Here is a 10,861-nt window from a genome sequence, read left to right as displayed (position 1 = left end):
CAGCAGGGACGGTCACCTGGCGGTTTTCGCTCACGTTGCTGATAATCTCCATCACCGCGGCGGAAGAAATACCGGATTCAGTCCTCTGGTCTTCCGGGATGTCCTCCATGCGCGCCAGGACGGCCCTGATTTCATGATCGGTCAGAGAAATTTCCATACCGTCAGCCAGTGCCTGAATCTCTTCCGGAGACCAGATAACCAGCATCAGCGGCGTGTCTCCCGGATACTTTGCTTCCAGCTCCCGGCAGAGCGTTTCGCATGTTCCGTACATTTCGTCTCCCCCTTAATCTTTGAAGCACGCATCCAGTTCAAGAATTTCGGTATATGCCTCCATGAACAGGCGATTGGCGCGATACAGCGTCTGGCGTGCCAGGCGTTCGACGAGCACATCGGAATCAAAGCGACAGCGATGCTCCATATCGTTCAGCCTGGCCCGAAGGTCACACATGGCATTGGCCACCTCCGCCACTTCAGCACGAAGGTTTTCGTGTCCGGCATAGTTCATTTACGCAGCCTCCGGTTCAAACCAGTTATCATTCGCGGCCCCCTGCTGCATGGCCCGTTGCACGGTGGCCAGTCGTTGCTGTCCGGCACGGTGATACTGTTCAAGCAGCTCGATACCGATATACCGGCGTCCGGACTGAAGGGCAGCCACACAGGTTGAGCCGCTGCCAGCAAACGGGTCTAGCACAATTGCGTTCGGGTGTGTGAAGCTCTCAATCAGCGGTTGCAGGCTGGTAACAGGCTTTTCCGTCGGGTGATGGCGGTTGCCCGAATATTTCCAGCCCAGCACGTCGGGTAATGGCTTCGGAGGCAGCGCCGGACGGCCTTTTGCCAGGATATAGGCGCATTCGTGACGGTACGCGACATACGCAGATTTGGATGTGTAGCTTTTGGTGAACACAAGGTGCCCTACAACGCTGAATCCGGCGCGTTTCCAGGCTGCCATAAAGCGGTCAATACGGTTCCAGCCATAGAAACTCACCATCAGCGCATCTTTTTTTAGTACGCGGTACATCTCATTACTGGCAGGTTGCAGCCAGTCATCGTTAACGTCACCGGCAATGGTGCGCCCGGAACGGTCACGAAAACCAACGAGATATGGTGGGTCGGTTAAGATGAAATCAATGGCGTTATCAGGAATCGTGGCCATAACACGCACGCAGTCACCCAGGATAAAACGGGACATAACAGCACTCCTCCTCTTACAGAGGGCACCGGGAGGGCGCCCCTGTGGCGCCCGTTCTCCGCTGCCTGTGGGCTGTTCACCGCGTCCGGTAACGGGTCAGGCCGACCGTGGAATACCGCAGCCGTCGTCTTTCTGACGGCGAGGATATGCCGCGAAAGCGGCTTGAAGGGCATTCATCAGAAAAGGGCGACAGGCTGGCGTACACTGTCACCGACGCCAGCCAGGAGCGGTAAAAGCGCCCGTCCCGTGCCCGGCCGGACGCGGGACACTGACCACAGGCAGCGTTCCTGCCGCGCCGCGTCAGCCGGCGCAGTAAAAAGAGAAGCACAGCGACATCTTTTGTTACCCGCCAAATAAAACCCAAAAACAACCCAAAACACACCATAATAAACCCAAAAACAATACAAACAATCATTGACTGATAGTCAAAATGGGGTAAACTTGACAAACGACCCCATTTAAAACCCAAAACAACCCCAAAAGCACACCACAAAAACACCATAAGGAGTTTTATAAATGTTGGTATTCATTGATGACGGTTCAACAAACATCAAACTACAGTGGCAGGAAAACGACGGAACAATTAAACAGCACATTAGCCCGAACAGCTTCAAACGCGAGTGGGCAGTCTCTTTTGGTGATAAAAAGGTCTTTAACTACACACTGAACGGCGAACAGTATTCATTTGATCCAATCAGCCCGGATGCTGTAGTCACAACCAATATCGCATGGCAATACAGCGACGTTAATGTCGTTGCAGTGCATCACGCCTTACTGACCAGTGGTCTGCCGGTAAGCGAAGTGGATATTGTTTGCACACTTCCTCTGACAGAGTATTACGACAGAAATAACCAACCCAATACGGAAAATATTGAGCGTAAGAAAGCAAACTTCCGGAAAAAAATTACATTAAATGGCGGGGATACATTCACAATAAAAGATGTAAAAGTCATGCCTGAATCTATACCGGCAGGTTATGAAGTTCTACAAGAACTGGATGAGTTAGATTCTTTATTAATTATAGATCTCGGGGGCACCACATTAGATATTTCTCAGGTAATGGGGAAATTATCGGGGATCAGTAAAATATACGGAGACTCATCTCTTGGTGTCTCTCTGGTTACATCTGCAGTAAAAGATGCCCTTTCTCTTGCGAGAACAAAAGGAAGTAGCTATCTTGCTGACGATATAATCATTCACAGAAAAGATAATAACTATCTGAAGCAACGAATTAATGATGAGAACAAAATATCAATAGTCACCGAAGCAATGAATGAAGCACTTCGTAAACTTGAGCAACGTGTATTAAATACGCTCAATGAATTTTCTGGTTATACTCATGTTATGGTTATAGGCGGTGGCGCAGAATTAATATGCGATGCAGTAAAAAAACACACACAGATTCGTGATGAACGTTTTTTTAAAACCAATAACTCTCAATATGATTTAGTTAACGGTATGTATCTCATAGGTAATTAATGATGGACAAGCGCAGAACCATTGCCTTTAAGCTAAATCCAGATGTAAATCAAACAGATAAAATTGTTTGTGAGACACTGGACAGTATCCCGCAAGGGGAACGCAGCCGCCTTAACCGGGCTGCACTGACGGCAGGTCTGGCCTTATACAGACAAGATCCCAGGGCCCCTTTCCTTTTATGTGAACTGCTGACGAAAGAAACCACATTTTCAGATATCGTAAATATATTGAGATCGCTATTTCCAAAAGAGATGGCCGATTTTAATTCTTCAATAGTCACTCAATCCTCTTCACAACAAGAGCAAAAAAGTGATGAAGAGACCAAAAAAAATGCGATGAAGCTAATAAATTAATTCAATTATTATTGAGTTCCCTTTATCCACTATCAGGCTGGATAAAGGGAACTTAATCAAGTTATTTTATTGGCAATTATTACATAAAATAAATACAGCGTCGTTATTATGAAATTATTTCACGGCACTTATACCAATAATCAAACTTGGTGAGTTCGCAATGTCTGGCAATAACGTTTTTGATGGGTTGTTTGCCAGCCCAGAGCGCGATATTGCCGCCAGTCACGGAAACACCGTATTCATATACCATGTTGATGATGATAAAATAGCTAAATCCAGCGATCTTGATGCTCGTTTTCAAGAGGTTTATGCCTTCTTACATAACGAACTGGATACTGCTGACGTAGAGGAAATAGCTGATCGCGTCATGTGGGATAACAATTCAGATATCGAAGATTTCGCAGATATTCTCTCGCCACGCCTCGGCAGCGATATTAATGGAGCATACTCATGGGAATTGCAACGCCTGCGTGGTCGTGTAGCCGCTTATCTTGGATTTGATGCCATAGAAATGAACGATGAATACGGCACAAGTTACCTCATTGTGAATCCACAAATTAAAGATGAATAAAATGAATTCCCGCATTAGAGGGACCAGATATTCTCCAGTACCTCCTGTCCTGCAAGGCTATACGGTCTGTCAGCAATGAAAATTGCTGTACGCGGTTGAAGAATTTACCCGCAGCCGGGCCGTGAGGGCCGCTTACGAACGTGTATGACAGAGTTACATTTATACAATGTCCTGCAGGGAACGGACATCGGCATTTTGCGGCACTGCGCTGACCGGAAGTTGCCCTAAAATGTAAACCGCGGCCCGGTCCGGTAACGGTCATCTGCAGCCAGCATTCTTTCAGCCAGAGAAAAATCGTTTTCACCGCAGAACACGTACTGTTCAGCATACTCCACCTGCAGCGCGTTATAATGCATCACATTTTCTGCAGAAAGTGGCATAAGAAGATAGTCCGTATGCCTGTTGACATGCTCGAGCATTTCAAACGGGCGCATGTGACGCGGGATTAGATCCGGCGCTCTGGCAATAAGATGAAGGAGATGCTGCTTTTCACGAACTTTCTGTTCACGGATGGAAGGGCAATACATGGCCAGCATCAGCGTCGATGACAGGGGCAGATAGATTTGTATGCCGGGCACGGCTAGGCCGATATTACCGTACACACCGAAGTCATTGCGGTTCTCCAGTACCACCGGATTGTCTGACACATAGAACGGATGTTCTGGCCTGGTTTCCAGGAGGTACCAGTCCTTACTTAGCAGGTGTTTAATATGCGACACCTGCTGGACAAGCTGCCGCAGAAAAATGTCTCTGGTATCGCCCCCGGGCGATAAACCCAGAGTTTCTCCTGCCTGCTCCTCAGTCACGCCCATTGCCGCCAGCTTATCAGTCAGCACCGAAATCATGCCTGAGATACGTTCCAGCTCACCGAAGGTACGTGCGCGCTGCACGGCAACAAACACGGCCAGCTTGTAGCGGTCATCTTCAGTCAGCCGGCGAATGTCCTTATGCTCCAGTAGGCCGGCAATGACCGGTGCCGCGTCATGTTCGTAAATCCCCAACAACGGTTCAAGACTGAATCGTTGAGGGTGATTATCGAAGTTGTAGAACGTATTCCGGACGGTGGCGTCATCCGGCGTGGTGGCATAAGCACGCCCGGCAGCCTTATCAAAGGCGTGTAAACGCTGGCGTTTTCCCTTTACCGGCTTGCTGAAGTGCTTCAGTAAAAAACGGGGGACTGTGTGCTGCCTGACAACGTCGGTCCGCAGGTTTAATGGTTCGGTCATGGAAATTATCATCCTTGATGGACTGGTACTGTAGATTCACCGTGGACCAGCGAATCTATTATGTGGTGAGCAGAACATTAACACATCAATGTAACGCCGTAATCATTGAGTCTTTGCCGGGGACGCTTGACATCTCCGAAAGAATTATATCGTGAGTCTTAAGGGGAATCTCTTGCTTCCGGTTATACATTTAACCGGATCTAGCTATAAGACTGTTACATCTATTGGGATTAGGTCAGGACAGATAGCCTGAAAGCTTTTATAGTGAGGGACTTCAGAAATACCCTAGAAAAGGAACTGTTATGGTAGGTTCGCGCTGGTATAAATTTGATTTTCATAACCATACTCCGGCTTCGCATGATTACAAAATTCCTGACATCAGCCCCAGAGAGTGGCTTCTGGCTTATATGAAACAGCATGTCGATTGTGTTGTAATCAGCGATCATAACAGCGGAGCCTGGGTCGACGTGTTGAAGGGTGAGCTGGAGAATATGTCCCGGGACGCCAGCACCGGCGACCTGCCGGAATTTCGGCCACTGACACTCTTTCCGGGGGTTGAACTGACAGCGACCGGTAACGTACATATTCTGGCTGTGCTGCACACGCACAGTACAAGTGCCGATGTGGAAAGGCTTCTGGCCCAGTGCAATAATAATAGCCCCATTCCGAGTGAAGTCCCTAACCATCAGCTCGTTCTTCAACTGGGCCCCGCCGGCATCATCAGTAATATCCGCCGTAATCCGAAGGCTGTTTGTATTCTTGCGCACATTGATGCAGCCAAAGGTGTCTTAAGTCTGACTAATCAGGCAGAGCTCACCGCAGCCTTTCAGGAAAGTCCCCATGCCGTTGAGATTCGACACCGGGTGGAGGATATCACCGACGGAACCCGCCGGCGGCTGATTGATAATTTACCGTGGCTACGGGGCTCTGATGCGCACCATCCTGAACAAGCCGGCATGCGAACCTGCTGGCTGAAAATGTCATCCCCTGATTTTGACGGACTCAGGCATGCACTGCTCGATCCGGAAAACTGTGTGCTGTTTGATCAGCTCCCTCCGGAGGAACCTGCGTCATATTTGCGCAGCCTGAAATTCAGAACCCGCCACTGCCATCCTGTGGGTCAGGATTCGGCCTCGGTGGAATTCAGCCCGTTCTATAACGCTGTAATCGGCTCAAGAGGCAGCGGGAAGTCCACGCTCATTGAAAGCATTCGTCTTGCAATGCGCAAAACAGAAGGTCTCACTGCGACCCAGGGGAGTAAGCTGGACCAGTTCATTCGGACGGGGATGGAAGCGGATTCCTTCATCGAATGTATTTTCCACAAAGAAGGCACAGATTTCCGGCTCAGTTGGCGACCAGACAGTAAGCATGAATTACATATCTTCAGTGACGGAGAATGGATGCCTGACAGTCACTGGTCGGCTGACCGTTTTCCACTCTCGATTTACAGCCAGAAAATGCTCTATGAGCTGGCTTCGGATACTGGTGCATTCCTGCGCGTCTGTGATGAGAGCCCGGTGGTTAACAAACGGGCCTGGAAAGAGCGCTGGGATCAGCTGGAAAGGGAATATCTGAATGAACAAATCACGTTGCGGGGCCTGCGTGCCAGACAGGGAAGTGCGGATTCGCTGCGGGGGGAATTATCGGATGCTGAACGTGCCGTCAGTCAGCTGCAGTCAAGCGCCTATTATCCGGTTTGCAGACAGCTGGCCCTCGCCAGAAACGAGCTGTCCGCAGCAACCTTACCCCTGGAGCACTTTGAGCGGCGTATTGCAGCCATTCAGGCTCTGGCAGAAGAACCGCTGCAGAGATCCGATATCCCGCCGGAACCTTCCGGTCTGCTGATGGCATTTATGGCGCGCCTGTCATCTGTGCAACAGCAGTATGACCAGCGGCTCAATACTCTCCTGGCAGAATATGCTGCAGAGCTCGCGGGTATCAGGAGAGAGCAATCTTTTATTGCCCTCCGAACAGCAGTGAGTGACCAGGAAACAAATGTAGAAAGTGAAGCTGTTTCCCTGCGGGCCAGAGGGCTTAATCCCGATGTTCTCAACGAACTGATGGCACGCTGTGAGTCACTGAAAAATGAGCTGAGAAATTACGACGGTCTTGATGGGGCGATCTCTGCCTCTGTTGCACGGTCTGAGCAGTTGCTGGCTGAAATGCGTGCCCACAGAATGGCATTGACAGATAACCGGAAGGCGTTTCTCTCCTCCCTGTCGCTCAGCGCTCTGGAAATCAAAATTCTTCCCCTCTGCGCCCCTTATGAAGATGTTATATCTGGTTACCAGACGGTTACCGGCATCAGTAATTTTGCCGAACGTATCTACGATAACAGTGACGGGAGCGGATTACTGAGCGACTTTATCAGTGAACGTCCGTTCAGCCCGTTGCCTGCCGCAACAGAGAAAAAATACAGGGCGCTGGACGAGCTGAAAGCGCTGCATCACAGCATCCGGCTGGATAATTCAGAGGCTGGGGCGGGGCTTCATGGTTCTTTCCGGAATCGTCTCAGGAGTCTGAATGACCAGCAGCTGGATGCCCTGCAATGCTGGTATCCTGATGACGGCATCCACATACGTTACCAGACCCCCGGGGGGCAGATGGAAGACATTGCCTTTGCTTCTCCGGGGCAAAAGGGAGCGAGTATGCTGCAGTTCCTCTTATCCTATGGCACCGATCCTCTACTACTGGATCAACCGGAGGATGACCTGGACTGCCTGATGCTGAGCATGAGCGTGATCCCTGCCATCATGTCGAACAAGAAACGCCGGCAGCTGATTATCGTGTCGCACTCTGCCCCTATAGTGGTTAACGGCGATGCAGAATATGTTATCAGTATGCAGCACGATCGCACAGGCCTGTATCCAGGACTCTGCGGTGCACTGCAGGAAGCTCCGATGAAGGCACTGATATGCCGTCAAATGGAGGGGGGAGAAAAAGCGTTTCGTTCGCGCTATGAGCGTATTCTTAGCTGAAGAACGGAACCGTCCTTAAGGCGGCCACGACCGGAGAGTGGGCCTGGCGGCTGAATGCCTGGATAAAAGACGCAAATGTCAGACTGATGGCCTCTGCGTCTTTGTCAGCGCCAGTGATATAAGACGGTAATGGGGATGCGGACGATTTCCTGGACTCTCAGGAGATGAAACATGTTTACTGAAAAACAAAAAATCCGCGCCATTGAGCTTTTTTGTCGGGATAAAACGGAAAGCCGCTGGCCAGCCAGCTGTTGTTTACTCGTCACGCGACAGGCAAGCCTGTTCAAAAAACAGGCTTGCCGTACAATAATTCTCTATATCCAAACTGACCCCTTATAGAGAGCCTGACAGAGGCTGCCATGATATGGGCACATCAAGAATGACAATCCACACTCGTGTTGTTCTATCTGCTCAACCAGCAAGATATCATTGCGATGACTGTCCATCAGTAAGCGTCCCGGTTCCGGGCGGTCTAGTTTTGTGCCACTGATGTTCTCCCCGCAGTGGTTTCTAACCATAGTATCTGTGGTAACTTTCACGTGCTTTTTCAAAAAGTTGGCATAGTACTTTACTGTTTTTTTGAGTCCAACTTTTTAATACATCCAGATGAATATAGAAAGATGTCTCATCACCTGTTGCTATCAGTACTGAAAAATTTCTCAAGGAGATTGAACATGTGAATAATACATGTCTGAATAAAATATTTTCTTCTGAATTTGCTTTATGACAAAACGCTATGACAGAACCTGGTAAAAATGTAATATTTCGCATTGTATGATTCAGATCAGATAATAATAAACTCGAAATCGGATAAATGCCGGAGTTTTCTATATATCCCCTTCCATGCAATTCAAAATCATATGGTATATATTTATCTTTAGTTTCCATATATTCAACAGAGACTATTTTTGAAGGTGGGATGACCCCATTAAAGATATACCAGGTATCTTCTTTTGTGTTACCTTTTCGCATAATTTTACTTATCTGCTCATCGGTCATCCCCCTTGCCCCCTCAACCCCCATTGCACCTACGTACTTAACATAAGCTTTAGGTTGTCCAAGGTCACGCATTAGCTTTTTATATGAGCAAAATCCAGGCTGCTTTTTTATCCATTCAGTATCTATTTTTAACCTTATTAACTTTTTATTATGTGTTCCATTTATAGACGTAGACTCAGATATATTACCGACTCTTCGCATAAATGATTTTTCTGATTCACTTAATTTTTCAGTACCGTTACATAATCCGTGACCATATGGTAATGGAGATGTCGTTAACCATACTTTATTATACAAAATTGTTCCATCATACAACGTTAGATATCCTTCTCTCAGGCCTTCAGATGCAAGTATGGAATGCAACATAGGAATTGCTGTAAAGTGATATAAATCCATAAATAACCCTATTCTGTCTATTTATATTCATTTTAGGGGAGCCCGCAGAATTCGGAAAAAATCGTACGCTAAGGTTTTCCGGGCATCCGTAAGGGCCGAAACTTCCCGTCTTCCAGTCTGCGGCTCTGCCGCCAGACGTAATCGCCGGTTAGGTTGATGTGCTCCCAGCCCAGCGGCGACAGGAATTGCAGCAGCTCGCCGTCCACCGGCTTGCCGGCCTCGACCAACCCCTGGGTGGCGCGTTCCAGGTACACCGTGTTCCACAGCACGATAGCCGCCGTCACCAGGTTGAGGCCGCTGGCCCGGTAGCGCTGCTGCTCGAAGCTCCGATCCCTGATTTCCCCAAGGCGGTTGAAGAACACCGCCCTGGCCAGCGAGTTGCGCGCCTCACCTTTGTTCAGGCCGGCATGCACGCGGCGGCGCAGTTCAACACTTTGCAGCCAGTCCAGGATGAACAGCGTGCGCTCGATCCGGCCCAGCTCGCGGCAGGGCCACGGCCAGTCCGTTCTGGCGCGGGTAGCTGCCGAGCTTGCGCAGCATCAGCGAGGCGGTGACGGTGCCCTGCTTGATCGAGCTGGCCAGGCGCAGGATGTCGTCCCAGTGGGCACGCACGTGCTTGATGTTCAGGGTGCCGCCGATCAGCGGGCGCAACGTCGGGTAGGCTTGCACGCCCTGCGGCACGTACAGCTTGGTTTCGCCGAGGTCGCGGATGCGCGGCGCGAAGCGGAAGCCTAGCAGGTGCATCAGGGCAAAGACGTGATCGGTGAAGCCGGCCGTGTCGGTGTAGTGCTCCTCGATCCGCAGGTCGGACTCGTGGTACAGCAGGCCGTCGAGCACATAGGTGGAATCGCGGACGCCGACATTCACCACGCGGGTGCTGAACGGCGCGTACTGGTCGGAGATATGGGTATAGAACAGCCGTCCCGGCTCGCTACCGTACTTCGGGTTGACGTGCCCGGTGCTCTCGCCCCGGCCACCCGCGCGGAAGCGCTGGCCATCGGAGGATGAGGTCGTGCCGTCGCCCCAGTGGGCGGCAAAGGCGTGGCGATACTGGTGGTTGACCAGCTCGGCCAAGGCCGCCGAATAGGTTTCGTCGCGGATGTGCCAGGCTTGCAGCCAGGACAGCTTGGCGTAGGTCAGGCCGGGGCTCGACTCGGCCATCTTGGTCAGCCCGAGGTTGATCGCATCACCGAGGATTGCGGACAGCAGCAACGTCCTGTCTTTGGCCTCGGCCCCGTCCTTCAAGTGGGTGAAGTGGCGGCTGAAGCCCGTCCAGTCGTCCACGTCCATCAGCAGTTCGGTGATCTTGATGCGCGGCAGTAACTGGCTGGTTTGGTCGATCAGCGCCTGCGCCCGATCCGGCACCGCCGCATCCAGCGGGGTGATTTTCAGCCCTGACTCGGTGAGGATGGCATCGGGCAGCTCGTTGTCCTTGGCCAGGCGGGTGACGGTGGCCAACTGCTCGTCCAGCAGCTGCAAACGCTCTTCCAGGTACTGGTCGCTGTTCGGGTTGATCGCCAGGGGCAGGGCCTGCTCGCGCTTGAGTGCGGCGAACTTCTCGGCCGGCAGCAGGTAGTCGTCGAAGTGGCACTGTTGCAAATAGTCGGTGGTGATAAACTTATCATCCCCTTTTGCTGATGGAGCTGCACATGAACCCATTCAAAGGCCGG

At 50.7% G+C, this 10,861-nt stretch carries 9 protein-coding genes and 3 pseudogenes; 4 read left to right on the top strand and 8 right to left on the bottom strand.

The window, feature by feature from the left end; genetic code table 11:
• From FTE26_RS07045 to FTE26_RS07030, 4 genes and pseudogenes are all read right to left on the bottom strand, one after another.
• Positions 1 to 390: pseudogene (locus FTE26_RS07045) on the bottom strand (DUF1380 family protein); the annotation flags it as partial.
• The gene (locus tag FTE26_RS07040; protein WP_001104902.1) at positions 284 to 505 is read right to left on the bottom strand and encodes a hypothetical protein; all 222 of its coding nucleotides are present in this window, start codon (positions 503 to 505) and stop codon (positions 284 to 286) included. The pseudogene FTE26_RS07045 and the gene FTE26_RS07040, both read right to left, overlap by 107 nt.
• The gene (locus FTE26_RS07035; RefSeq protein ID WP_000085889.1) at positions 506 to 1,189 is read right to left on the bottom strand and encodes a DNA methylase; all 684 of its coding nucleotides are present in this window, start codon (positions 1,187 to 1,189) and stop codon (positions 506 to 508) included.
• A gap of 76 nt (positions 1,190 to 1,265) precedes the next feature.
• Entirely contained in the window at positions 1,266 to 1,574 is a 309-nt protein-coding gene (locus FTE26_RS07030; RefSeq protein ID WP_039021875.1) for a hypothetical protein, read from the bottom strand.
• 131 nt (positions 1,575 to 1,705) lie between these two features.
• Here FTE26_RS07030 and parM point away from each other — a divergent pair, with 131 nt between their 5' ends.
• From parM to FTE26_RS07015, 3 genes are all read left to right on the top strand, one after another.
• Positions 1,706 to 2,668: a plasmid segregation protein ParM gene (gene parM, locus FTE26_RS07025; protein ID WP_000959875.1), complete on the top strand. Its 963-nt coding sequence runs from the start codon at positions 1,706 to 1,708 to the stop codon at positions 2,666 to 2,668.
• Positions 2,669 to 2,670: 2 nt separating this feature from the next.
• A complete protein-coding gene (locus FTE26_RS07020) occupies positions 2,671 to 3,021 on the top strand; it encodes a plasmid partitioning/stability family protein (protein WP_001430247.1) in 351 nt (116 codons plus the stop codon).
• Positions 3,022 to 3,181: 160 nt separating this feature from the next.
• Positions 3,182 to 3,592 carry a hypothetical protein gene (locus tag FTE26_RS07015; protein WP_001430251.1) on the top strand — a complete coding sequence of 137 codons (411 nt, stop codon included), beginning with the start codon at positions 3,182 to 3,184 and terminating at the stop codon, positions 3,590 to 3,592.
• A 224-nt stretch (positions 3,593 to 3,816) separates the two neighbouring features.
• Here FTE26_RS07015 and FTE26_RS07010 read toward each other — a convergent pair whose 3' ends face one another.
• The gene (locus FTE26_RS07010) at positions 3,817 to 4,818 is read right to left on the bottom strand and encodes a DUF4238 domain-containing protein (protein ID WP_000138753.1); all 1,002 of its coding nucleotides are present in this window, start codon (positions 4,816 to 4,818) and stop codon (positions 3,817 to 3,819) included.
• Positions 4,819 to 5,120: 302 nt separating this feature from the next.
• On the opposite strand from FTE26_RS07010, the gene ppl reads away from it, so the two are divergent.
• The gene (ppl, locus tag FTE26_RS07005; protein WP_015059139.1) at positions 5,121 to 7,796 is read left to right on the top strand and encodes an anti-phage protein Ppl; all 2,676 of its coding nucleotides are present in this window, start codon (positions 5,121 to 5,123) and stop codon (positions 7,794 to 7,796) included.
• A gap of 345 nt (positions 7,797 to 8,141) precedes the next feature.
• Here ppl and FTE26_RS07000 read toward each other — a convergent pair.
• The 3 genes and pseudogenes from FTE26_RS07000 to FTE26_RS06990 all read right to left on the bottom strand — a co-directional run.
• Positions 8,142 to 8,311 (bottom strand): annotated as a pseudogene (locus FTE26_RS07000) (recombinase family protein); the annotation flags it as partial.
• Positions 8,307 to 9,191: a hypothetical protein gene (locus FTE26_RS06995; RefSeq protein ID WP_001345827.1), complete on the bottom strand. Its 885-nt coding sequence runs from the start codon at positions 9,189 to 9,191 to the stop codon at positions 8,307 to 8,309. The gene FTE26_RS06995 and the pseudogene FTE26_RS07000, both read right to left, overlap by 5 nt.
• 68 nt (positions 9,192 to 9,259) lie before the next feature.
• Positions 9,260 to 10,775: pseudogene (locus FTE26_RS06990) on the bottom strand (Tn3-like element TnAs1 family transposase); the annotation flags it as partial.
• Between the last annotated feature and the right edge of the window lie 86 nt (positions 10,776 to 10,861).

This window comes from Escherichia sp. S10b (assembly GCF_028421345.1).
Lineage (GTDB): Bacteria > Pseudomonadota > Gammaproteobacteria > Enterobacterales > Enterobacteriaceae > ECMA0423.
This window is presented reverse-complemented; position numbering and strand designations above follow the sequence as displayed.